Source organism: Butyricimonas faecalis (assembly GCF_003991565.1).
GTDB lineage: Bacteria > Bacteroidota > Bacteroidia > Bacteroidales > Marinifilaceae > Butyricimonas > Butyricimonas faecalis.
The window spans coordinates 2,088,907-2,111,334 of sequence record NZ_CP032819.1; the positions used below are offsets into that span (position 1 = coordinate 2,088,907).

The window sequence follows — 22,428 nt, forward strand, 5'->3', positions numbered from 1 at the left end:
ATAGTCCCCATGCCTAAAACAACAAAAACAAGATCATAGAAACACCTTGGATACTAGCTAGCCCAAGCCCACGATAAAAGGTTTATTTATTATTATTTTGAATCATTGCTTAATTTTATTAGTTTTGCAAAAAGCGATCGGTAATGGACATAGAAAAATTACACGGTACGGACCCTCGGTTATACCAACTCGTGGCACCGTTGGTAATGAGTATTCCCGTACTCCGGTACAATAACAACTATCCGTTTAAGACCTCCGCTCACCACAAATGGCTTGTGGCTACAGACAAGGGGGTGGTGCAAGGTTTCATGCCTATTGACATGAAGAGCACGGGCGCTTGTATTGATAATTATTACGTGTCGGGAAGCACTCCCTCGTTACTATCTGCCTTGATTGACTTCGCGAAAAAAGAATTTGCAGGGGAACAACCTCTTTTTGCCGTTTCCCACACTCGAGATGCAGAAACCTTCAAGACAAACGGTTTTATCGTTTCAAAAGAGTGGAAATTGTATATAAAAATGGTATATCCGCCAGCTTATGAAAATAAAAAAAAGCGTGTATAATGTCGTGCAAAACCGACTGGAACGAATCTTTTCCGATTTCGATAACGTGTACGTGTCTTTCTCCGGTGGCAAAGACAGCGGGGTTTTACTGAACCTTTGTATTGACTATATCCGTCAGCATAAGCTCAATCGAAAACTGGGCGTTTTCCACATGGACTACGAGGTGCAGTACAACGAGACGATCCGGTACGTGGACCGCACGCTCGCAGACAACGCGGACTTGCTGGAAGTTTACCGGGTATGTATCCCGTTCAAAGTCTCCACCTGTACCTCCATGTACCAGCGTTTCTGGCGCCCGTGGGACGACAATCTACGAGAACTATGGGTTAGGGATATGCCCCAAACATGCTATCGCAAAGAAGATTTTGATTTTTACACCGAACAGATGTGGGACTACGATTTTCAAGTCGGGTTCGCGGAATGGTATCACCGGAAGAAAAATGCCCGGCGCACTTGTTGCCTCATCGGGATTCGCACGCAGGAAAGTTACCACCGCTGGCAAGCCATCCACCGGGATAGGAATTACCACAGTTACAAGCACCTGAAATGGACACGCAAGGTAACGAGAAACATCTTCAACGCTTACCCCATATACGACTGGCTCACCACGGATGTCTGGACGGCCAACGGAAAATTTCAATGGGACTACAACCACTTGTACGATCTTTACTACCAAGCCGGGGTGCCTCTTGAAAGGCAGCGAGTGGCTAGTCCGTTTATCTCGCAGGCCCTTTCCAGCTTGAAGCTCTACCGGGCCATCGACCCGGATACGTGGGGTAAGATGATCAGCCGGGTCAACGGGGTTAATTTTACCGGGTTATACGGGGGAACATCCGCCATGGGCTGGCAAGCCATCACCCTACCGAAGAACATGACTTGGTCGGATTACTTCAAATTTCTCCTTTGCACCCTACCGGAAGAGGCAAGGGAAAACTACTTGCACAAGCTCTCCGTGAGCATGGAATTCTGGCGAAACAAAGGTGGTTGCCTGGCAGAAGAGACCATCGCCAAGCTCCGACAAATGGGAATCCCCATCACGGTTAGTGAATCGACAAATTACAAGACAGATAAAAAGCCCGTGCGCATGGATTATCAAGATGATATACATATCCCGGAGTTTAAAGAACTCCCCACGTTCAAGCGTATCTGTATTTGCATCTTGAAAAACGATCACGCCTGCAAATACATGGGATTTTCCCCCTTGAAAGCCGAACGAGAACGCCGGGCTAAGGTTATGCAAAAATATAAATCTATCATAGAGTCTTATGGAAGAATATAAAAGTCCCGTGTACAACGTTATTGCCGTCCCGGTTGACAAGGTGGTGGCCAATACCTACAACCCGAATGTCGTCGCTCCCCCGGAAATGAAGCTATTGGAACTATCCATCTGGGAAGACGGTTACACGATGCCCTGTGTCTGTTACTACATTCCGGAAAAGGATATTTATGAACTCGTGGATGGTTTTCACCGCTATAAAGTCATGAAGACCTCCCAACGTATCTTCGAACGGGAAAAAGGGTTACTCCCGGTCGTTGTCATCAATAAAGATATTTCCAACCGTATGGCCTCTACTATCCGGCACAACCGGGCAAGAGGAACACACAGTATCGAATTGATGACGGAAATCGTGGCCGAGCTGACCAAAGCCGGAATGTCCGACAGTTGGATCATGCGCAACATCGGGATGGATAAGGACGAGTTGCTCCGTTTAAAGCAAATCTCCGGCCTAGCAGAGTTATTTGCCGACAAGGAATTTAGCTTGACAGTAGATGATTGAGGCTAAATTAATTCGTTTTCCATTCCCCGATATTTCTTTCTTTCGGATCGAAATTGACTCCGATTTTCACAAGTTTCCGACCATCGACAGTATAGGGGATGAGATAACCCCGATCGTCTATCTGTGCAAGGGCTTGTTCTGCACTGCCGTCTAGCTTGAACTCGAAGACATAAATGTAGTCGGCAGTTTTCACAACAGCATCAGCCCGTCCTTTGGCACTTCGTATTTCAGCCTCGGAGAATTGTCCCATGAGCTTGAAAACGAGATAAAAGATGGTCTGGTAATAACGTTCAGTACGATCGTTCAACTCATAAGAGATTCCGGCAAAAAAAGCTCGCAGGCGAGCGAGGAAGGCATTGGGATCACCCGATTCCAACTCATGGATAAATTTACCAATATAGAAACTCGTGTCTGTTTCCTTGACTGGAGTATAAAATGGAGTAACAAAGTTGAGAAACCCATACTTTACTTCCTCATTGGGAAAACCGAGAGTGTATATCTGGAAACGTTCATCGTATTTCTTAATAGTCAAATAACCACTTTGGTAAATCATGGGAATTGGATTGTTGATGTCAGTCCGGTCATCAGTAAGGGATGCGGCAGAAACCTCTATACCATCGAGTTCACGTAAATCGAAATCTGTCTTTTTCAAGATTTCAACAAGAAAAGTGGGAGTCCCGCTAGCAAACCAGAAGTTATCGAACATGGTCGTGTCAAACACATTAAGTATACTAAACGGATTATAGACACCTACCCAATCTCGGTAGTTAAAATGATACCCGTCGTACATACGGGTGAGACGTTCCATGCAAGCCTCCCCGTCAAGGTTGTTTGCCTCGGCCAGAGACTTTAACTCCGGGGTAAAGTTTGCTCGAATCTCTTCACTGGTAAGGCCGCAAAGCGTGGCGTACCGGGGATCGAGACTAATATCTTTAAGTTGATTGAGATTACTGAATATTCCCATCTGTGCAAACTTGGTTACCCCGGTAATGAAAACAAGGCGTAACCACGGGTCAGCACTTTTCAACACGGAGTAGAAAGCGGTCAGCGTATCACGGAAGGCTTTTTGCAAAGTCTCATCATGAAAACTGTTGAGCAAAGGTTTATCATACTCGTCAATCAAGACAACAACCCCCCGTCCGGTTTTCTCGTACGCTTTTCGAATGACTTCCATGAAACGACCGGAGTGAGTAATCCCCTTGCCTCCGGTTTCATAAATCTCTTCCCAGTGAAGCAACTGCCGTTCCAACATATCGTGTAATCGGTCGGGAGAATCGTATTTTTCGGCATTCAGGTCGAGATGCAGCACGGCATGAACGTTCCACTCCGTTTCCAACTTTTCAATGGCAAGTCCCTTGAAAAGTTCCCGTTTGCCTAGAAAATAAGCCTCCATCGTTGAAAGCAACAGACTCTTACCAAAGCGCCGGGGACGGCTGAGAAAATAGGGCTTACCCATAGTCGCAAGACGATAGACAAACTCTGTTTTGTCTACATACATGAAATCGTTTTGACGAATGTATTCGAAACTCTGTATGCCAATAGGCATCTTACGAGGAAAGGATAATGCTTGATTCATAACCGTTCTGTTTGCTTTTATTTAGACAAAGTTACGAAAAACTTAGTTACAAAGTTCATAAAGTTTACAAATCCTCAAAGAGGAGGAATCTGTAAGACTTTATCAAACCGTTTCAAAGTATTTCATCAACTTGTCGTGAGGTACGGAGACACAGATACGGGAATAATCTTTCGCGTACTCTTGTCGGGTTTTCGTGAAGAAAGAGAGTGATACCGCACCGATATAATGTTTCAGTAGCTCTTCCTCACTACGATTCACGATCACGAAGATACCCCGCGGTGTGGTTCCATGATAAAACTCTTCAGCCAACAAACCTCTTCCCCGCAAATACTCGATATTTAAAGCTATATCCCGGGTGGTACGTTCTTTAAATTCAGTCACGGCCTTTTTCCCCTCCGGCGTTGTCAGTAAACGCAATACAAGTTCCTGTGCGAAACCGTTAATTCCATTCGTGTTATACATTACTCTCACCTCCAATTCATCATGCAATTCCTTGTTACACGTGTGGATAAATCCAAGTCGTTGTCCGCTTAAACCGACCGACTTACTAAAGCTCTCGGTAATAATCACGTTATCCAAGTTCATCAGATGCGTATAATAATCGTCCGAAGCATCCATAAACAACCGACGATAAGGACAATCATAAAAAATCACCACTCCGGCATCATTCAACACCCGAATGATGTTCAACTGTTCTTCGTCATCGTGCTTGTCTCCCAACGGGTTACTCGGATCGCTGATCAGCACGGCATTTCCCCGTAGACGATCGATCATAGAGAGTAAATCCGACTGACTGTCATATCCTTCGCTCTCCACGGAACGAATCTTGAGCATCTTGAAATAACATCCCCAATAGTACGAGGGCAAGAATAACTTTCCGATATTCACGGTCTGTGCCACGAGATCAAGGGCATGCATCCCTCCTGCCGTGATCAGTATATTATCCGGTGAAGACTTCCCGGCAAAGAACTCCTCGTTAATCGCCACCCGTAAGTCCGGACGTCCGGCCCCATGCGGGTAGACTTGAATCTCCGGAGAATTAAAGTCGATCGATTTCACGACTTCTGTCAAGTCGATATTTACCACTTGGTTCACACCCCTATTCAACGGCAAATACTCTTTCCCATTCTTCCGGGAAAGTTCTTTCAGCGTCTCCCCGATTTGCACGATACGGGAAAGAGCGGCCCCACTCTTATTTATTTTCATCGCAATCCAGCGTTTTAATTATTATCTTGTTTTAATCGTTCATTTATCAAATCTTTATACTCGTAATAAAGATCTTCAAGCAAAGGCATTTTCTCGGCAAAGAACGCGTATATCCGCTCATGATCTTCCACCCGGTAAAGATTCACTCCCGGCAATTCAAAATAAATAGCACTGATCTCCTGTCCTTCAACACCCCAATACTCCTCTTCCCATTTCAAATCGTCACCACACTCTGCCCGAAATAATGTCTGGTAAGAGAGCATACACTCATACACCTCAAATCGACGCAATTCGTTCTTATGATCTATCTGAAACAACACGAGAGCTTTCTCCCGATCCACGTAAAACTTCAATTGCGTAGATCGTATTTTTACCCCCGTCAGCACCCATTTCCGGTAAATATGTTTCCGTTTGCAATAACGCTTGAAACCATCCCAGAACTTTACTCGCATCTCTTTTGCCTCTTCTTTCGTGAACACTCCTTACAATTTAAACGTTCATATTAAAAAACATCATTCACGTCAATCAACGGGAAATGCTTTACATCTTAATTACAAGTAGAAATATAATCCCATCTAATATAGGTCTGTTTTAACTTTCCTCTATTTCCGATCATCCAGTTCGTTTGACTTACCACCTCGGAAGGCCATCCCTCTGGAAAATATTTTATTCGAAAATAAGTATTCAAAACCGCCTCATCTTTCACCTGCTTGTCAAATTCCTGCTCAAAATTAGAAGTTAACTCATCATTTCCCTTCACGCCTTGCATCAGCGCCCGAAGCAAATCTTTAACCTCTTCCCGTGGAATGTTATTATTTACATCAAACACCAATTCATAATCGCCCGTCTCGGCATCATATTCGACCGATGTATAAGAATCCGATGCATATTGATCTTCCGTGGCCTCCTCACTCGTTTGTGTCTGTCCCAATTCATAGGAATAACCATGGCATTGAAACAGTAATTCCAACTCCTCCACATATCCCTTCACCAATTCATCCATATCCACGTATTTCAAATAAGAAGTCATATCCAAACCGATCATTCGCAAACTATCCATGAGTGGCAACTGCATCAATTCATCACATGCCTCCTTGAAAAGGGCCTTTGCTTGTTTCTTTATCCCTTTCAAATTATCGTATCGCAAAATCTGCCCACACTCATCCGTGCGGAAACGAATGGTTGTGCCAACCAGCTTTTCACTCAACTTACGAACAAGCTGATTTTGGAAATCACCTATTTCAGAAGAGACTGTCGAGTCGCCTTCAAATGCCAAGAAACGGTATTCCATCGCGTATCCCTTCTTTGTCGAATCCGTAACCGTAACCATAACTTTTGTCCACACGCCGGATGTCCTCACCGTGTCCTCGCCATTCACACTCCATTCCGCCTCACTAATCCAGTAAACAAGTGTATCGTGTTTATTAAAATAGGCAATCACAGCTAGAGTCGAATCTATATCCTCCACCTCTTTCGTTGTGCTAAATTCAGTTTGTGCCGGAATAAAAGAGTAAAAGAAAAAGGCACAAATACCCATCCATACAATCAATATTTTTTTCATCCTTTCAAGTATTACAATAATTATACAAAATTACATCCCAGCAATAATTCCTGCAATATGTTACCCCTAAAATTTATTTATTTATCCAAATCCCGCCATTATTTCACAAGTTCTTTCTATATTTGTCTTAATGATAACATTGCTAGTTTGATTTTATGAATCCATTGAAGTATGCTGACATTAAAATACTATCAAGATAAAATCGAGGCCGGATGCGATGAAGCCGGTAGAGGATGTCTGGCAGGACCGGTTTTCGCGGCCGCGGTAATCCTCCCTGAAGACTTTTCCAACGAAATGCTCAATGACTCGAAACAACTCTCCGAAAAGAAACGGGAGGAGTTGCGCACGATCATTGAACGGGAATCCTTGGCATGGGCCGTAGCCAGCGTGGACAACAACGAGATCGACAAGATCAACATCCTCAATGCCTCCATCGAAGGGATGCACCGGGCTCTGGCGCAATTAAGAATCACTCCGGAACACATTCTGATTGATGGCAACCGATTCAAACCCTACCGGAATATCGAACACCATTGTATCGTAAAAGGGGACGGGAAATACATGGCCATCGCGGCAGCCTCCATTTTGGCCAAAACACACCGGGACGAATACATGAAAAAATTGCATGACAAGTATCCCGTTTACGATTGGATCAGCAACAAAGGCTACCCGACTAAAAAACATCGGGCAGGCATTTTACTCCATGGTATCACCCCTTACCATCGACAAAGTTTCACGTTGCTCGACCCGCAATTAAAACTGGATTTCGATCATTAAAAATAACAAATGGTACAATAGTTGTTACACTTTGTAGTGTGGATCAACTTTTAGTTTTTAACTTATAACTTTTAACTTAATTCTATGCCCGTAATCAATTCCATCATATCCATGTTCTCGAGCAAAAGATTAGCACAAATCGATTTCTTCAAAGAAAATCCGATTCAAGTGCAACGAGACACGTTGGTTGAATTACTTCGCAGAGCTGCCGAAACGGAATACGGACTAAAATACGATTTTAATTCTATTCTGACGGCCGAACAATATCGGGAGCGCCTTCCCATCATTCATTATGAAGAGCTGGCGCCCTATTCCGAACGATTAATGAACGGCGAGCAAAACCTTCTATGGCCGGAACCCATCACGTGGTTTGCCAAATCGTCAGGAACAACTGCTGCGAAAAGCAAGTTTATCCCGGTCAGTAAAGAATCTTTGGAAAACTGCCATTTCCGGGGTGGTAAAGATGTAATCTCCATATTCAACAAACTTTACCCGGAGGCACAAGTATTCAACGGAAAGACCTTAGCCCTAGGGGGAAGTAGCGAAATATCCAAGACGAACAACAATTGTCGCTACGGAGACTTGTCTGCCATACTGATTTCCAATACCCCGTTTTGGGCCAACATGATGAAGACTCCCGACCAATCGATCATGCTCATGAGTGAATGGGAAGAGAAGATCGAAAAGATATGCGACACCACCATCAAAGAAGATGTACGCAGTCTCGCGGGAGTACCCTCTTGGTTTCTCACGCTCATCAACCGGATTTTGGAGCGCACGGGCAAAAGCAACCTTCACGAAGTATGGCCCAACCTGGAACTGTTTATCCACGGGGGCATAAACTTCACCCCCTACCGGGAGCAATACAAACGCTTGTTGCCCGATCCGAAAATGAAATACATGGAGACCTACAATGCATCGGAAGGCTTTTTCGGGTTACAAGATGACCCCAACGACTCGTCCATGCTCCTGATGCTGGACTATGGTGTTTACTATGAATTTGTGCCGATCAGCGAACTGGCCAAACCGCATCCCCGCGCACTTCTTCTGGAAGAAGTGGAAACCGGTGTGAACTATGCGCTTGTCATCTCCACCAACGGAGGACTTTGGCGCTACATGATCGGAGACACGATTATGTTCACCTCTACCCGCCCCTACAAATTCAAAATCACGGGAAGGACAAAGTTATTTATCAACGCTTTCGGGGAAGAACTGATCATTGATAACGCCATCGAGGCTTTAAAACAGACTTGTGAGAAAACCGGAGCTACGGTCACGGCATTCACGGCAGCCCCGGTCTTCATGGATAATGGTAAAAAAGGAGCCCACGAATGGATTATCGAATACGGTACTCCACCCGCGGACTTGGAAAATTTTGCCGATATTCTCGATTCCGAACTAAAGAAAGTAAACTCAGACTACGAGGCCAAACGTTATAAAGATATGTCTCTTCAGCGCTTGATTCTTCATGCAGCACGACCCAACCTCTTCACCGACTGGCTGAAAGAAAAAGGGAAACTCGGTGGACAGAATAAAGTACCGCAGCTATGGAACGACCGTACGCATATTGACGAATTACTAAAAATGAATTCATGATAAGATTCAAATAATAAATTTTTCACAGATAAAGCAAATTCACACACATATGAGAAAAACAACTATTTTAATGATGATCGCCGTGACGCTTGGTTTCTCCGGCTGTAAAAGCAATAACGGTGACAAAGCGCAACTGACGGCCAATGAATGGCAATTGAAAGAGATGACAACCACAAAGGGGAAAACCGCTCTTCCGCAACGAGTTCCCACCCTTATGTTGACCGACACCAACACGATGTACGGCTTCTCCGGATGTAACCGATTTTTTGGGAAATATTCCACGAAAGGGAATACCATCAAGTTTGAACCGGGCGGAAGCACCATGATGGCTTGTCCGGATCTCCAGTTCGAGGGCGAGTACATGCAGACGTTGGCCACTATGACCTCGTACAGCATTGAAAACAAAGAATTGAAATTAACGGACAAAGACCGGAAACAAACTCTCGTTTTCGTGCCTAAAACAGAAGAAGAAATCATCGGTGTCGCAAACGACGCTCACGGATGTAACGGTGCTGCAGGCTACACTTGGTCTGAAGCTAGAAAAGACTGTATCCGTTTGTTTGAATCTGGCATTCGCATGAACCCGATCAACGACCCGCAAGCCACGCTTTCCACGTTCATCGTGTTCTCAACCGACTCCACGTTGGCAGAAATATTCATTCCCGACATGGAAAACCTCCCGTTACTGAACAGACGCGAACTACCGGGAGGCGGTTATGCTTGGAACGTGGAGGACGATGATACCTATAACGTAAGACAAGTAAACGGACAATGGATCATCGAACAACGCGGAGAAACATTATACACCGAAACCCCAGAAAGCGTGGTCAACATGATATTCCAAGGTGGTGATGGCAAAACCAAAATGTTATACCAAGTAGAAATCACCTTCTATCCCGCGGAAGAACTGGCGGTTGTGAAACTTGACGACCAAACATACGAATTATCGCAACAACGCATGGCTTCCGGTTTCATGTACAAAAAGGATCAAGTAAGCTTGATTGGAAAAGGGGAAGAGGCGGAACTAACCCTTCCTGACGGGAAAGTATTGAAACTGCATGCAAAGAAGTAGTTATAAAAAAGGGACTCGCAATGAGTCCCTTTTTTATAACTTAATAATCAACACCGTCACGTAAGCCGAAACCCCTTCTTCTCTCCCCTCAAATCCCAACTTCTCCGTCGTGGTAGCCTTGATGGTAATCTCATCTACATCAATCCCCATGATTTCAGACAAACATTCCCGCATCTCCAAGGTACGCATTTTGATTTTGGGCCTTTGCAGGCATACCACGCAATCAATATTACCGATAGCAAACCCTTTGTCCTCGATCATGTCGATCACTTTCTTCAACAGAATTTTACTATCAATTCCCTTGTAAGCGGGGTCCGTATCCGGGAAATATACCCCGATGTCATCCAATCCGGCAGCACCCAGAAGTGCATCACATATCGCATGAATCAACACATCCCCGTCCGAATGGGCTACACACCCTTTTTCATGTTCCAGTTTAATTCCTCCTAGCCAAAAGTCCAATCCCGGCTCTAAGCGGTGGATATCAATCCCTATACCTGTTTTTATTTTCATCGTAATTGTATTAATCTTCTGCAATATTAATGAAAAAACCGCTCGGTCATACCCCTGAAGCCTAAAATCTAAAATCAATACCTCCAAAATCGTTTCAGGGTTCATTTATTTTTATAAATTTGTCACTCTGATCGGATATTATGAAAAAATGAAAGAGCTCGAACTAATATATAACTCTTTTCTGGCGGGTAGCCGGATTACAACAGACTCTAGAGAGGTAAAGGATGGAGATATATTTATCGCCTTGAAGGGTGAAAATCATAACGGTAACACTTTTGCAGCGAAGGCGGTGGCCCAAGGAGCGAAACACGTCGTCATTGACGAAGTTGCCTACAACACGGCACCCCAATGCGTACTCGTTCCCGACACCCTGCAATTCCTGCAACAATTGGCGAACCATCACCGCCGGAAATTAAATATTCCTATCTTGGGAATCACTGGCACAAATGGAAAAACGACTACCAAAGAATTGTGTCACGCCGTTCTTTCTCAAAAATATAACACCATTGCCACAAAAGGCAATTTAAACAACCACATCGGAGTACCCCTCACGTTGTTAAGCATGGATGCCTCCACGGAATTCGGCATCGTGGAGATGGGGGCCAATCATCCGGGGGAAATAAAAGAACTATGCAAGATCGTTGAACCGGATTACGGTATCATCACGAACATCGGATATGCCCACTTGGAAGGGTTCGGAAGTTACGAAAATATCATCCGAACCAAAAGCGCCCTTTACGAAGTCGTGAAGGAAAAATCGGGAATTTTATTCGTAAATGGAGAAGACAAATTACTATGCCAATTATCAGAAAATCAGAAAAGATACACCTACGGCATAGATGGTCATTTCACGAACGGGGAAATCGTTCAGACCACCCCTTACCTCGTGTATGCACTGAAGACCCACCACGGACAACTATATATCCGGACGAAGCTCATCGGGGGATATAACTTTGATAACGCCATGGCTGCTACCACGGTAGGAATGTATTTCAATATCGATCCTTTGCAAATACAAGCCGCCATCGAGGCTTATACCCCCTCTAACCTTCGCTCGCAACTACTGAAAACAAATCGCAACACGATCATCTTGGATGCTTACAACGCCAACCCAAGTAGTATGCAAGTCGCCATCTCCAATTTTGCAGAAATGAAGGCAGACAACAAATTACTAATTATCGGGGAGATGCGTGAACTGGGAGCCATCTCCGAGGAATCCCACAAAAACATCGTGGAGCTCATGAAGAAAAACCATTTTCCCCAAGTATTCCTCGTGGGACCGAGTTTTGAAACCATTGCAAATAACTATACCTTTACGCGTTACTTTCCCGACACGGACACGCTGATCGAGTATCTCAAAGTGCACGAGATCCGCCATGCTTTTATTCTGATAAAAGGTTCGAGGGGAAACAAATTGGAAAGGATTACAGAATATTTATAAAACAATAGACCATGAACGACAGAGTTGTCATCATACCGACTTATAACGAGAAAGAGAATATCGAAAATATTCTTCGTTATGTTTTTAAATTGGAACCAAAGTTTGATGTGCTCGTTATAGAGGACAACTCTCCCGACGGCACGGCTCAAATTGTCAAACGTCTTCAATCCGAATTCCCGCAACTTCACATGATCGAACGTAAAGGAAAGCTGGGACTCGGCACGGCCTATATCACCGGATTCAAATGGTCATTGGAACACGGGTACAATTACATCTTCGAAATGGATGCCGATTTTTCCCATAATCCCGATGATCTGATTAAACTGTATCACGCCTGCAAAAGTGGGGAAGGCGATATGGCAATCGGCTCCCGTTACGTCACAGGTGTTAACGTCGTGAACTGGCCTATGGGACGAGTACTCATGTCCTATTTCGCCTCCAAGTACGTGAGATTTATCACGGGCATGAAAATACATGACGCCACAGCCGGATTCGTTTGCTACACCCGGAAAGTTTTGGAAGCCATTGATCTCGACAACATCCGTTTTAAAGGCTATGCCTTCCAGATCGAAATGAAATTCACGGCATGGACCATGGGATTCAAGCTGAAAGAAGTTCCTATCATCTTCACCGACCGTACCCTCGGTACATCCAAAATGAGTGGTGGCATCTTCAACGAAGCCTTTTGGGGAGTTATCACGATGAAACTCCGGAGCCTGGGAAAACGTAAGAAAATTAAAAATTAAGGAGGAACTGGTAGCTATGCCAAAGACGGTGAGCATTTCAGTCCTCCCCCTGTGCAAGGGGGAGCCAGAGGGGGTAGTTAAAGCGTCAGCCCCATGCGGCCGGAATCTAAAATTTAAAATCTAAAATCTAAAATCAATATGCGTTTATTATTTCAAGGTGGAACCATCGTAAATGAAGGGAGAGCCTTCAAGGGAGACCTCTTGATTCACAACGATCGTATCGAAAAAATCATAGAAGGTAAGCTAGATGCAGTCCCCGGAGACATCAAAATTATTGATGCCACGGGAAAATATATCATACCGGGAGTGATCGACGATCAAGTACATTTCCGCGAACCCGGACTCACACACAAAGGAGATATCCGGGAAGGTAGTCGGGCGGCAGCTGCAGGAGGTGTGACCTCTTTCATGGATATGCCTAACGTGAAACCTCCCACCGTAACCAACGCGTTACTCCGGGAAAAGCAACAGATAGCCAAGGAGAATGCGGCTGTCAACTATTCATTTTACCTCGGTGCCACTGTTGATAATATCGAGGAAATTAAAAAGGTAGACCCACACACAACCTGCGGAATCAAAGTATTTATGGGTTCTTCCACGGGAAACATGCTAGTGGACAATCGGGAAGCCTTGGAAAAAATATTCGCAGAATCCCCCATTCTTATCGCAACCCATTGTGAGGATTCGCCCACGATAAACTGGAACCTGGAACTCTACAAGCAACAGTACGGGGAAGACATTCCTCCGTTCTGCCACCCCTTAATCCGTAGTCGAGAGTGTTGCTACACCAGCTCTTCGCTGGCTGCCGAGCTGGCACGCAAGTACGGTAGCCGCCTGCACATTCTTCACTTAAGCACAAAAGAAGAACTGGAATTACTGGATCAAGGGCCCCGCACTCAAAAACATATCACCGGAGAAGTATGCGTTCATCATCTTTGGTTCAACGATCAGGCCTACCACACCAAAGGGAACCTCGTCAAGTGGAATCCTGCCATCAAAACCGAAGAAGATCGTCAAGCCCTGTTGCAAGCCTTGAATGACAATCGTCTGGACATCATCGCCACAGATCACGCCCCCCATCTTCCGGCAGAAAAAGCCGGAGTGTACACCCAATCAGCCAGCGGAGGCCCGATGGTGCAACACTCGCTGGTTGTCATGCTGGAACTCATGGAGAAAGGTCAGATCACGCTTGAAAATATCGTGGACAAAATGTGTCATGCACCCGCCGACATTTTCCATGTCGAAGAAAGAGGCTATCTACGGGAAGGTTACAAAGCAGACATTGCCATCTTCGAAAAACACCCGTGGAGGGTAAAGAAAGAAAATTTACTCTACAAATGCGGTTGGTCTCCCCTCGAAGAAATGTCCTTTACCTATCAGGTAAGCATGACACTCGTGAACGGGCAAATCGTGTACGATCATGGAAAGATCAATGACCATGTGCGCGGGGAAATGCTGACATTCTATTAACCTACAAAATAAAAAGCACACAAGCCGCGATAAATAACAAAAACAACACGTTCCCCAACCAACGGGTCCGGTGTGAAATAAAATATTGGGTAAACATATAAGATAACGGGATCGCTGTAATCAAGGTGATCCCGTGACAATTAAACGGGATGAAAAACAACGAACTCCCCACGAATAGCAGCATCGATAACATAGACAACATCCCGCGCCGCTGCGCCACAATCGCCATCGGATAATTTACCACGACATTATACAAGGACACAATGATCAGCACACCGATCACCACAAAGGCGACCATTTTCTCTGGCATGATTTTCCAAAATACTTGCCCGCCCATCAATGCCTGCACGAACACATTCGGTAACGTCGCCAACCGATCGGTCAGAAAATAATAGCACCCCGTAAAGAATAGTGCAGAAAATATACCAATAAACAATGCCACCAAATCCTTCAACGCCGCCCTTCCCGAAAAAGGGAGGACGATAATCGCCCATACAATTAACATGATCAATTTCGGACAAAGCAAAACCGCTAGCGCAGAAAAAAGTCCGAAGCCAAACACAGGAGCATTAGATTGCGTGTTCACGATGGCCGACTGCAAACGATCCACCGCCAACACGACACACAGGGCCGCCACCAAATAATTACTCACCCCGTAACGACAGATCACACCTATACATAGCAAAGCATAAACTACCGCCGGGAGAACCGTAATTTGGGATAAAAACTTATACCTGTCCGCAACAAAAAATACTAGAAATGACAAGCACAGCAAAGCCAACACTCCGATTCCCTTCCACCCCAAACCGCCCTGTTCTTGAAAAGCCGGAATAGAAATAACGCCCAAATCCGAACAAACGGAAAAATCATCAGACCCGAAAGTAAAACGTAGAAAAGCGATTGCTGCCAAAATAAATGGCAGCAAATACAGCATATAAACCCTCTTGGTTTTTAAAATGGCGTTAAATCCCATCATCCGACCCTTTATAAATCAAAACCTATATCCCTTCTGAAATTCATCCCCTCGAAATGAATCTTAGCTACATTTTCGTAAGACTGAGCCAATGCTTCCCGCATCGTCTTTCCGAACGAGCTAACAGCAATCACGCGTCCCCCGTTCGTCACAACCTTTCCCTCGGCCAACTTCGTCCCCGCATGGAAAACGATACTTCCTTTCACGTCCGACACTCCCGTGATTTCTTTTCCTTTCTCGTAATCTCCGGGATACCCTTGCGAAACGAGCATTACGGTCGTACAAAAACGATCATCCAATTCGAATGCCGCCTGCTCCAATTCACCTTCGGCCATTGCCTTGAAAAGAGCTAAAATATCCGTTTTCAATCTAGGCATCACCACCTCTGTTTCCGGATCTCCCATACGCACGTTGTACTCGATCACGTAAGGATCACCCCCGACATTCATTAATCCGAAAAAGACAAACCCTTTATAGTCGATACCGTCCTTCTGCAATCCCTCAATCGTAGGGCGTACTATCCGCTCTTCCACCTTCCGATTGAACTCGTCATTAGCAAACGGTACAGGAGAAACGGCGCCCATTCCCCCCGTATTCAAACCGACATCGCCCTCTCCAATACGCTTGTAATCCTTGGCAGATCCCAATATCTTATAACTTTTTCCGTCTGTCAACGCGAACACGGAAAGCTCTATTCCTTTCAAATATTCCTCGATCACCACCTGATTCCCGGCCTTCCCGAACTTTCCTCCCAACATCAACTCCAACTCCCTCTTCGCCTCTTCCAGATTCTCCAATATAAGCACTCCTTTCCCGGCAGCCAAACCGTCTGCTTTCAGTACATACGGCGGTTTCAATGTTTCTAAAAAGGTAAAACCTTTCTCCAGATTGTCCTTCGTCACCGTCAAGTAACCGGCCGTCGGAATATGGTGACGGAACATAAATTCCTTCGCAAAATCCTTGCTACCTTCCAGAATAGCACCCGCTTTTCCCGGTCCCACAATCATCAGGTGAGCAAAACGAGCATCTGCCTCAAAATAATCTCGAACCCCCTCCACCAGCGGGTCTTCCGGTCCGACAACCAACATATCGATCGCATTATTTTCCACGAAAGTCGCCAACGCATCGAAATCCGTTACCTTAATATTTACATTCTCAGCTATCTCTGCCGTTCCGGCATTTCCCGGGGCAACATATAACTTTGTTAATCTTTCACTCTGATTTATTTTCCACGCCAACGCATGTTCGCGTCCACCGCTACCCAATAATAATACTTTCATCCTTTTTTAGTTACAAATTTACAAGTTACAGGTTACAAGTTGAATCCCGACACGTCCATCGGCAGGTGAGCCACTATTCCCAAGAACTTGTAACTTACAACCTGTCAACTTGTAACTCGGCCTTGCCGAATGTACAAAGATAAGGCTTTAGCATAAATCATAAATCATAAATCACAAATAAATTTGGAGTAATTGACAGATTTCTATAACTTTGTTAAAAATCAATGCCATGAACAGATACACCACCAATGGCGAAGAGGGAGAGATTCTCCCGAATTTACTCGGGATCACGGACGAGGAGACGCTTCACAATGCAGAGTTCGAAGGATTCTTGATGGCAGAAATCCTGTTCACGGAAAAGCTAACCCCCAAGACAAAATTTTCCGTCAAATATATCTGCGACATCCACCGTATGGCACTAAAAGAACTCTACTCTTTTGCCGGGCATTTCCGTTCTGTAAATATCTCTAAAGGTGGTTTCGTCTTCCCCGCCGGAAGATTCATTCCGGATAGCATGCGCATCTTCGAAGAAGAAATTCTTTCCCAGCTTCCCGACCGCTATACCAGCCAGCAGGATTTGATAAAAGACATCGCCAAGGTTCACGGTGAATTACTTTTCATCCACCCCTTCCGGGAAGGCAACGGCAGAACCTTCCGCATCCTCGCCAACCTCATGGCTCGAAAACAAGGGTACCCCGGCTTAAATTTTAAAAAGATTGATTTCAATGAATATATTATCGCTGTTCAGCAAGTCGCACGAAAAGACTACTCCAGAATGGAGCAGATCATTGCTTACACATTTTAAGTTTCAAATCCACCCGTTCCAAAATAGTATAAGCCGTTTCTTGGGAAATTTTTATCCCTTCCAATTGAAATGAAGCTATCATTCCTTGTAAAATCTCTTCCCTCTGCGTGGCGTTTTTCAGAAGCTGCGGCATCTTTTCTTTTATTTTTTCCATATTACAAATATACTACTTTCCTCCTTATTATCAAAGCAATTCTGCCACAAATTTCCCCCTTTTAACCAACCAACTGCCACAAGCAATCACCTCCACGTTTCCTCCACCGTGTAATTCAAAAAGCGATTAAAAGGTTGCATCAATAAAAGTCGTTCCACACACCGTTCGACCACATCCTCCCCTTCGAAAAATGAATCAGGAACATAATTCGACACCGTGTAAGATTTGTATTTCAACAACTCTCCCTCGGGAAAATCACTTGGGAAAGGAGCTGGAACCTTTTTCAGTTTCTCCCCCTCCAACACATAATACTTCTGAAATTCAGTGTCCCTGATAATCCCCGTAAACTCATCTATATTGTCATACACGTCTTTCCGCAAAGCCTTTAGCAACGACGGCTCCGGACACCAGATTCCGCCCCCGATCATACAATTTCCCGGCTCGATATGCACATAATACCCCGCCCGAGGACTTTGCTTACCACCCTTCACCATGTACGCCCCGATATGCGTCTTGTAAGGCTCTTTGTTTGGCGAAAACCGGATATCCCGGTAAATCCTAAAAATACAATCTTTTGCCATCAATCCGTCCACTTCCGGCTCTCTCACCGCTAATGCAGGAATTACCCGGTTGATGAAATCCTCATGTCCCGCTTTCACGGTCAAATACCACTCTTTATGTGCATGAAACCACTCCCGATTATTATTCTCCCTCAACTCTTTCAAAAAGCGAAACACTTCCGCCATTGAAAAGTTACCACCTTGCCGGCCACTATCTACAATTTTCTTCATTTTCAATCCCTTATTAATTTTAGATTCCCTCCTACGAATCAACGCTTTTCGTCAATCGTAATTCATACATCGTAAATGGATTAATTTTCAACTCCTCGGCACCCATTTCACCTCCTCCAATCCGCAATCCTTTGCCAACTTACGTCCTAGCACGAACAAGTAATCGGAAAGACGATTCACATACCGCACGATAGCATCCTCCACCTCAATTTCCTCACTCATATCAATAATCCGGCGTTCCACCCGACGACAAACCGTGCGGGCTATATGACAAGCCGACACCTCCGGTCGCCCCCCCGGTAACACGAAATATTGCAATGGTGGCAACTCCTCGTCCATCTTGTCTATTGCCCTCTCCAAAAAAGCCACGTCCTCGTCCGTACAAGGCAACTTCTTCTGCATATTACTCACCGTCGTGTCCGTCGCCAAGTTGGCCCCAACCACGAACAACACGTTTTGAATCTCTATCAACTGCTCCACATGCTCCGCGGCAATCGGGTACGACCGAATCATTCCCAAATGACTATTCAATTCGTCAACACCCCCGTAAGCCTCTAGTCTTACGTTATTTTTCGCGACCCGGGTTCCCCCGATCAAAGCCGTCGTCCCCTTATCTCCTGTTTTTGTATATACCTTCATGCTTATTTTAGATTTTAAATTTCAGATTTTAGATTTCAACCGCACACACCCCCACCCTCCTCATTCTAAATTCTAAATTCTACATTCTAAATTTTAAATTATCATATTATACCTTCCCTTCTGTAACCTCGTGTCAAAGAATACAATCCCGTACCACATCATATCGATCGAAACAGTTCCCTCCTGCCTCAACTGGCGCCATACCAACGAATTAAAACGCCCCTTATAAATATCTTTAACCACGATACATAAAGGACCTCGTCTTCGCGCTCGCAAAACCTCTTCCCAAGCTTCATCCCAGTCTTCCTCGAACGCTCTTCCCAAGAAAATCATATCGATCTCGCGACCTTTCAAATCTCCCGGTTTTACCTGTTCCGTGTACTCGGCCCCCGAACATGCACATCCCCCGTTCAACAATACCATCTGCTTCGAAACCGCCGCCAAATACATGGAGGCCCATGGCGACCGTTCCCCAACACACAGTACGTTCCGGTAAGAAAAATATTCTGCCAACCGAAAAAGTAAACGATACAATTTCCGCTCTTTCTCCCGAATGTTCCCCATCGCCTCGATCCGTTCGAAATCGTAATAAACCGCTTTTTCCTTTATCACATTCGTGATCAAATCAAAAACAAACGGAGAATGCACCCCGTACCCTCTTTTATGTCGGAAACGAATGGCATGTTTAAATCGTTGTTTTAAATAATTATACATCTCCCGGTAAACTGTCTGTCTGATTATTTATACCACGAAATTAAAATTTATTCCCGATATGCTCAACTAAAGTCATCTATTTTTTTTACTTTCGTTCGAGAAATGAACCACCGAAAATTTGCATTTTGGAACTGGCAGGACTGAACATAAAATTCATACCGGGTGTTGGGGAGAAAAGAGCCTCGTTGCTGGAGCAGGAAATGGGCATCCAAAGTTACGAGGACATGCTCTATTACATTCCCTATAAATACATCGACCGAACCCGCATCTACACGATTCGGGAGCTCACCTCAGACCTTCCTTATATTCAAGTAAAAGCCAAAATCATGAACCTCACGTCCGTCGGAGCAGGCAAACAGATGCGCATGGTCGCCACGGCTTACGACGGAACCGGGGAACTGGAACTCGTTTGGTTCACGGGTCACAAATACCTCGCCAGCCAGATCAACCCCGATAAGGAGTACCTGATTTTCGGCAAGCCCACCATCTTCAACCACAAGATGAATATCGTCCACCCGGAAATGGACCTGTATGAAACGAGTGCCAAGCAACTCGTGGGCTTCCAAGCCATCTACCCCACCACGGAGAAGATGAAAAAAAGTTACCTGACCTCCCGGCTGATCAACAAGATACAAGCGAATATTTTCAAAGCTATCAACGGCAGGATTCAAGAAACCCTCCCGGCATGGTTCATCAAAAAACACAACTTGATCTACCTGCACGAGGCCTTGTACAACATCCATTTCCCGGAAAACCCGGACATGCTCCGCAAGGCCCAATACCGGCTTAAATTTGAAGAGTTGTTCTACATTCAACTCAACATACTAAAACTGAAATTCAACCGCAAGGCAGCCTTCCAAGGTCATCTCTTTACCACAGTCGGGGATTATTTCAACGATTTCTACCACAATCACCTACCCTTTCCCCTAACCGATGCACAGAAACGGGTTATTAAAGAAATCCGCTCCGATTGCGGCTCCGGCAAACAAATGAACCGCTTGTTACAAGGGGACGTGGGTAGCGGCAAAACCCTTGTTGCCGTGATGTGTATGCTGATCGCCCTCGACAACGGTTACCAAGCCGCCATCATGGCCCCGACGGAGATTCTCGCCACCCAACATTACGAAACCATATCCGGGCTTCTGAAGGACACCCCGATCAGCGTCGGCCTACTAACAGGTTCCACCAAGAAAAAAGAAAGGGAAATCATTCACGAGGCCCTGTCCGACGGACGTCTGCAAATCCTGATCGGAACACACGCCCTACTGGAAGACGTGGTGAATTTTAAAAACGTGGGACTTGTTGTTATCGACGAGCAACATCGTTTCGGTGTTGCCCAACGAGCTAAACTGTGGCAAAAGAACACGATCCCTCCACACATACTGGTCATGACAGCAACTCCCATTCCCCGGACGCTCGCCATGACCCTCTACGGAGACCTGGATGTATCGGTGATCGACCAACTTCCTCCCGGCAGGAAACCCATCACCACGCACCACGCCTTTGAAACCAGACGCCTGCAAGTCTACAAATTCATCCAGAAAGAACTGGAGCTCGGCAGGCAGGCCTACATCGTGTACCCCATGATCTCCGAATCGGAAAAGATGGATTACCGAAACCTGGAAGAAGGCTATGAACACGTGATGAGTTATTTCGCTCCCTTGGGATATACGGCGGACATCGTTCACGGGAAACTCAAACCGGCAGAGAAAGAGGAACACATGAGGCGTTTCGTATCGGGAGAAACCCGTATTCTCGTGGCAACCACCGTGATCGAAGTCGGGGTGAATGTTCCCAACGCCTCCATCATGGTCATTGAAAGTGCCGAACGTTTCGGACTATCCCAATTGCACCAGCTACGCGGGCGTGTCGGACGGGGAGCCGAACAATCGTACTGTATTCTGATGACCTCCTACAAACTGTCTAACGAGTCCCGTAAAAGAATCGAAACCATGACCTCCACGAATGATGGCTTTGAGATTGCCGAAGTCGATTTAAAACTACGTGGCCCTGGAGACATCGAAGGCACGCAACAAAGCGGGTTAACGTGCAACTTGAGAGTTGCCAATCTCGGTAAGGACGGGCGTATCCTGAACGAGGCAGCTCAAGCGGCCACGATTATTCTGGAAGACGATCCCCTCCTGCAAAAGGAAGTGAATCAAACCTTTGCCACCCAAGTCAAACGTCTTTTCAAAACTAAAATCAACTGGCGATATATCAGTTAAACTCCATAAAAAAAGGACGCCCGAAGACGTCCTTTCATTATCTGAACCGAAAAAAATTAGTCGATAGCTGCAACAGCTTTCATCATCTTTTTCGTATTTTTCATCACCTTAGCCTTGTTCTGACCATCCATTAAATACCAAGATTCTTCTTCCGGGAAATATTGGAATTCAGCAACAGCAGCAGTCTCTTCACTAGCGACAACAACTTTATTCAAAGATTTTGTTACGTGATAAGGATGTCCGGCATACATAACCTGTCCCTCTTCAACATCTCCGGCTTTCATTGTTATCGGATTCTGACCACCCCAGAATTCAATAGAGTTAAAAATCAATGCATCACCCAAAGTACACAATTCGTATGCAGGAAGAATGCACAATCCCAAAAATACTAACTCATTCACAAATTTCTGGTTAGAAACTTGTCCGTTCCAATTATACAACTTGGAAGTCAAAGAGAATGAACCATAACATCCGGTGAAAGCGATTGATGATACGGCAATCATCGCAACTGCAATCATTTGATTAAAATTCTTTTTCATAACTCATGC

The 22,428-nt window shown here is 45.2% G+C and carries 23 protein-coding genes; 11 read left to right on the forward strand and 12 right to left on the reverse strand.

The genetic code is table 11. From position 1 onward, the window contains the following. Window positions 1-143: 143 nt before the first annotated feature. Genes D8S85_RS09220 through D8S85_RS09230 form a run of 3 tightly spaced genes read left to right on the forward strand, consistent with a single transcriptional unit; the run spans window position 144 to window position 2,341 of the window. The gene (locus D8S85_RS09220) at window positions 144-563 is read left to right on the forward strand and encodes a hypothetical protein (protein ID WP_106480457.1); all 420 of its coding nucleotides are present in this window, start codon (window positions 144-146) and stop codon (window positions 561-563) included. Then, window positions 538-1,842, forward strand: coding sequence for a DUF3440 domain-containing protein (locus tag D8S85_RS09225; protein WP_106480458.1), 1,305 nt, complete (start codon window positions 538-540; stop codon window positions 1,840-1,842). Before D8S85_RS09220 ends, D8S85_RS09225 begins: the two co-directional genes overlap by 26 nt. Then, on the forward strand, window positions 1,829-2,341 hold the full coding sequence (locus tag D8S85_RS09230; RefSeq protein ID WP_106480459.1) for an IbrB-like domain-containing protein: 513 nt from the start codon (window positions 1,829-1,831) through the stop codon (window positions 2,339-2,341). Before D8S85_RS09225 ends, D8S85_RS09230 begins: the two co-directional genes overlap by 14 nt. Before the next feature lie 7 nt (window positions 2,342-2,348). Here the strand turns inward: D8S85_RS09230 and D8S85_RS09235 are convergent, their stop codons facing one another. The 4 genes from D8S85_RS09235 to D8S85_RS09250 form a co-directional block, all read right to left on the reverse strand. Further along, window positions 2,349-3,917, reverse strand: coding sequence for an ATP-binding protein (locus tag D8S85_RS09235; protein ID WP_106480460.1), 1,569 nt, complete (start codon window positions 3,915-3,917; stop codon window positions 2,349-2,351). 102 nt (window positions 3,918-4,019) lie between these two features. Then, on the reverse strand, window positions 4,020-5,123 hold the full coding sequence (locus tag D8S85_RS09240; protein ID WP_106480461.1) for a pyridoxal phosphate-dependent aminotransferase: 1,104 nt from the start codon (window positions 5,121-5,123) through the stop codon (window positions 4,020-4,022). A gap of 14 nt (window positions 5,124-5,137) precedes the next feature. Beyond that, window positions 5,138-5,602 (reverse strand): DUF4268 domain-containing protein, encoded by a 465-nt coding sequence (locus D8S85_RS09245; RefSeq protein WP_106480462.1) that lies wholly within the window; start codon window positions 5,600-5,602, stop codon window positions 5,138-5,140. 68 nt (window positions 5,603-5,670) lie between these two features. Next, a complete protein-coding gene (locus tag D8S85_RS09250; protein WP_106480463.1) occupies window positions 5,671-6,684 on the reverse strand; it encodes a hypothetical protein in 1,014 nt (337 codons plus the stop codon). A 171-nt stretch (window positions 6,685-6,855) separates the two neighbouring features. Between D8S85_RS09250 and D8S85_RS09255 the strand changes: the two genes are divergently transcribed. From D8S85_RS09255 to D8S85_RS09265, 3 genes are all read left to right on the forward strand, one after another. Next, window positions 6,856-7,461, forward strand: coding sequence for a ribonuclease HII (locus D8S85_RS09255; protein ID WP_106480464.1), 606 nt, complete (start codon window positions 6,856-6,858; stop codon window positions 7,459-7,461). An 84-nt stretch (window positions 7,462-7,545) separates the two neighbouring features. Then, on the forward strand, window positions 7,546-9,057 hold the full coding sequence (locus tag D8S85_RS09260; protein ID WP_106480465.1) for a GH3 auxin-responsive promoter family protein: 1,512 nt from the start codon (window positions 7,546-7,548) through the stop codon (window positions 9,055-9,057). Between the two features lie 49 nt (window positions 9,058-9,106). Next, window positions 9,107-10,129, forward strand: a complete 1,023-nt coding sequence (locus D8S85_RS09265; protein ID WP_228423175.1) for an META domain-containing protein — start codon at window positions 9,107-9,109, stop codon at window positions 10,127-10,129. 33 nt (window positions 10,130-10,162) lie between these two features. Here D8S85_RS09265 and ispF read toward each other — a convergent pair whose 3' ends face one another. Continuing rightward, on the reverse strand, window positions 10,163-10,642 hold the full coding sequence (ispF, locus tag D8S85_RS09270; protein ID WP_106625054.1) for a 2-C-methyl-D-erythritol 2,4-cyclodiphosphate synthase: 480 nt from the start codon (window positions 10,640-10,642) through the stop codon (window positions 10,163-10,165). A 148-nt stretch (window positions 10,643-10,790) separates the two neighbouring features. On the opposite strand from ispF, the gene D8S85_RS09275 reads away from it, so the two are divergent. The 3 genes from D8S85_RS09275 (at window position 10,791) to D8S85_RS09285 (ending at window position 14,299) form a co-directional block, all read left to right on the forward strand. Continuing rightward, window positions 10,791-12,083, forward strand: coding sequence for a UDP-N-acetylmuramoyl-tripeptide--D-alanyl-D-alanine ligase (locus tag D8S85_RS09275; protein ID WP_106480467.1), 1,293 nt, complete (start codon window positions 10,791-10,793; stop codon window positions 12,081-12,083). A gap of 11 nt (window positions 12,084-12,094) precedes the next feature. Beyond that, the gene (locus D8S85_RS09280; protein ID WP_106480468.1) at window positions 12,095-12,829 is read left to right on the forward strand and encodes a polyprenol monophosphomannose synthase; all 735 of its coding nucleotides are present in this window, start codon (window positions 12,095-12,097) and stop codon (window positions 12,827-12,829) included. 138 nt (window positions 12,830-12,967) lie between these two features. Next, window positions 12,968-14,299, forward strand: a complete 1,332-nt coding sequence (locus tag D8S85_RS09285; protein WP_106480469.1) for a dihydroorotase — start codon at window positions 12,968-12,970, stop codon at window positions 14,297-14,299. Window position 14,300: 1 nt separating this feature from the next. Here the strand turns inward: D8S85_RS09285 and D8S85_RS09290 are convergent, their stop codons facing one another. Both D8S85_RS09290 and purD read right to left on the reverse strand, forming a co-directional pair. Further along, window positions 14,301-15,275, reverse strand: a complete 975-nt coding sequence (locus D8S85_RS09290) for a hypothetical protein (RefSeq protein ID WP_127074992.1) — start codon at window positions 15,273-15,275, stop codon at window positions 14,301-14,303. 8 nt (window positions 15,276-15,283) lie between these two features. Next, window positions 15,284-16,552 carry a phosphoribosylamine--glycine ligase gene (purD, locus tag D8S85_RS09295; RefSeq protein WP_106480471.1) on the reverse strand — a complete coding sequence of 423 codons (1,269 nt, stop codon included), beginning with the start codon at window positions 16,550-16,552 and terminating at the stop codon, window positions 15,284-15,286. Window positions 16,553-16,781: 229 nt separating this feature from the next. Here purD and D8S85_RS09300 point away from each other — a divergent pair, with 229 nt between their 5' ends. Beyond that, window positions 16,782-17,357 (forward strand): Fic/DOC family protein, encoded by a 576-nt coding sequence (locus D8S85_RS09300; protein ID WP_106480472.1) that lies wholly within the window; start codon window positions 16,782-16,784, stop codon window positions 17,355-17,357. On the opposite strand, the gene D8S85_RS21495 is transcribed toward D8S85_RS09300, so the two are convergent. From D8S85_RS21495 to D8S85_RS09315, 4 genes are all read right to left on the reverse strand, one after another. Continuing rightward, on the reverse strand, window positions 17,338-17,511 hold the full coding sequence (locus D8S85_RS21495) for a hypothetical protein (protein ID WP_158641544.1): 174 nt from the start codon (window positions 17,509-17,511) through the stop codon (window positions 17,338-17,340). The genes D8S85_RS09300 and D8S85_RS21495 overlap by 20 nt on opposite strands. A gap of 86 nt (window positions 17,512-17,597) precedes the next feature. Further along, window positions 17,598-18,302, reverse strand: a complete 705-nt coding sequence (locus D8S85_RS09305) for a DUF2461 domain-containing protein (RefSeq protein ID WP_228423176.1) — start codon at window positions 18,300-18,302, stop codon at window positions 17,598-17,600. Between the two features lie 87 nt (window positions 18,303-18,389). After that, window positions 18,390-18,941: a cob(I)yrinic acid a,c-diamide adenosyltransferase gene (locus tag D8S85_RS09310; protein WP_106480473.1), complete on the reverse strand. Its 552-nt coding sequence runs from the start codon at window positions 18,939-18,941 to the stop codon at window positions 18,390-18,392. 93 nt (window positions 18,942-19,034) lie between these two features. Further along, window positions 19,035-19,655, reverse strand: a complete 621-nt coding sequence (locus D8S85_RS09315; RefSeq protein WP_127074993.1) for a hypothetical protein — start codon at window positions 19,653-19,655, stop codon at window positions 19,035-19,037. Between the two features lie 122 nt (window positions 19,656-19,777). Between D8S85_RS09315 and recG the strand changes: the two genes are divergently transcribed. Next, window positions 19,778-21,880 (forward strand): ATP-dependent DNA helicase RecG, encoded by a 2,103-nt coding sequence (recG, locus tag D8S85_RS09320; RefSeq protein ID WP_172726565.1) that lies wholly within the window; start codon window positions 19,778-19,780, stop codon window positions 21,878-21,880. 56 nt (window positions 21,881-21,936) lie between these two features. Here the strand turns inward: recG and D8S85_RS09325 are convergent, their stop codons facing one another. Continuing rightward, complete coding sequence (locus tag D8S85_RS09325; RefSeq protein WP_106480476.1) at window positions 21,937-22,419, reverse strand: DUF3332 domain-containing protein; 483 nt, start codon at window positions 22,417-22,419, stop codon at window positions 21,937-21,939. Window positions 22,420-22,428: the final 9 nt, after the last annotated feature.

What these genes read in the sequence shown, in the direction of transcription:
- D8S85_RS09315 (WP_127074993.1), bottom strand. Translation starts at nt 19,655, where the DNA reads ATGTATAATTATTTAAAACAACGATTTAAACATGCCATTCGTTTCCGA.
- D8S85_RS09230 (WP_106480459.1), top strand. Translation starts at nt 1,829, where the DNA reads ATGGAAGAATATAAAAGTCCCGTGTACAACGTTATTGCCGTCCCGGTT.
- ispF (WP_106625054.1), bottom strand. Translation starts at nt 10,642, where the DNA reads ATGAAAATAAAAACAGGTATAGGGATTGATATCCACCGCTTAGAGCCG.
- D8S85_RS09255 (WP_106480464.1), top strand. Translation starts at nt 6,856, where the DNA reads ATGCTGACATTAAAATACTATCAAGATAAAATCGAGGCCGGATGCGAT.
- D8S85_RS09235 (WP_106480460.1), bottom strand. Translation starts at nt 3,917, where the DNA reads ATGAATCAAGCATTATCCTTTCCTCGTAAGATGCCTATTGGCATACAG.
- D8S85_RS09275 (WP_106480467.1), top strand. Translation starts at nt 10,791, where the DNA reads ATGAAAGAGCTCGAACTAATATATAACTCTTTTCTGGCGGGTAGCCGG.
- D8S85_RS09300 (WP_106480472.1), top strand. Translation starts at nt 16,782, where the DNA reads ATGAACAGATACACCACCAATGGCGAAGAGGGAGAGATTCTCCCGAAT.
- D8S85_RS09310 (WP_106480473.1), bottom strand. Translation starts at nt 18,941, where the DNA reads ATGAAGGTATATACAAAAACAGGAGATAAGGGGACGACGGCTTTGATC.
- purD (WP_106480471.1), bottom strand. Translation starts at nt 16,552, where the DNA reads ATGAAAGTATTATTATTGGGTAGCGGTGGACGCGAACATGCGTTGGCG.
- D8S85_RS09250 (WP_106480463.1), bottom strand. Translation starts at nt 6,684, where the DNA reads ATGAAAAAAATATTGATTGTATGGATGGGTATTTGTGCCTTTTTCTTT.
- D8S85_RS09260 (WP_106480465.1), top strand. Translation starts at nt 7,546, where the DNA reads ATGCCCGTAATCAATTCCATCATATCCATGTTCTCGAGCAAAAGATTA.
- D8S85_RS09220 (WP_106480457.1), top strand. Translation starts at nt 144, where the DNA reads ATGGACATAGAAAAATTACACGGTACGGACCCTCGGTTATACCAACTC.
- D8S85_RS09305 (WP_228423176.1), bottom strand. Translation starts at nt 18,302, where the DNA reads ATGAAGAAAATTGTAGATAGTGGCCGGCAAGGTGGTAACTTTTCAATG.
- D8S85_RS21495 (WP_158641544.1), bottom strand. Translation starts at nt 17,511, where the DNA reads ATGGAAAAAATAAAAGAAAAGATGCCGCAGCTTCTGAAAAACGCCACG.
- D8S85_RS09285 (WP_106480469.1), top strand. Translation starts at nt 12,968, where the DNA reads ATGCGTTTATTATTTCAAGGTGGAACCATCGTAAATGAAGGGAGAGCC.
- D8S85_RS09265 (WP_228423175.1), top strand. Translation starts at nt 9,107, where the DNA reads ATGAGAAAAACAACTATTTTAATGATGATCGCCGTGACGCTTGGTTTC.
- D8S85_RS09325 (WP_106480476.1), bottom strand. Translation starts at nt 22,419, where the DNA reads ATGAAAAAGAATTTTAATCAAATGATTGCAGTTGCGATGATTGCCGTA.
- D8S85_RS09280 (WP_106480468.1), top strand. Translation starts at nt 12,095, where the DNA reads ATGAACGACAGAGTTGTCATCATACCGACTTATAACGAGAAAGAGAAT.
- D8S85_RS09290 (WP_127074992.1), bottom strand. Translation starts at nt 15,275, where the DNA reads ATGATGGGATTTAACGCCATTTTAAAAACCAAGAGGGTTTATATGCTG.
- D8S85_RS09240 (WP_106480461.1), bottom strand. Translation starts at nt 5,123, where the DNA reads ATGAAAATAAATAAGAGTGGGGCCGCTCTTTCCCGTATCGTGCAAATC.
- D8S85_RS09225 (WP_106480458.1), top strand. Translation starts at nt 538, where the DNA reads ATGAAAATAAAAAAAAGCGTGTATAATGTCGTGCAAAACCGACTGGAA.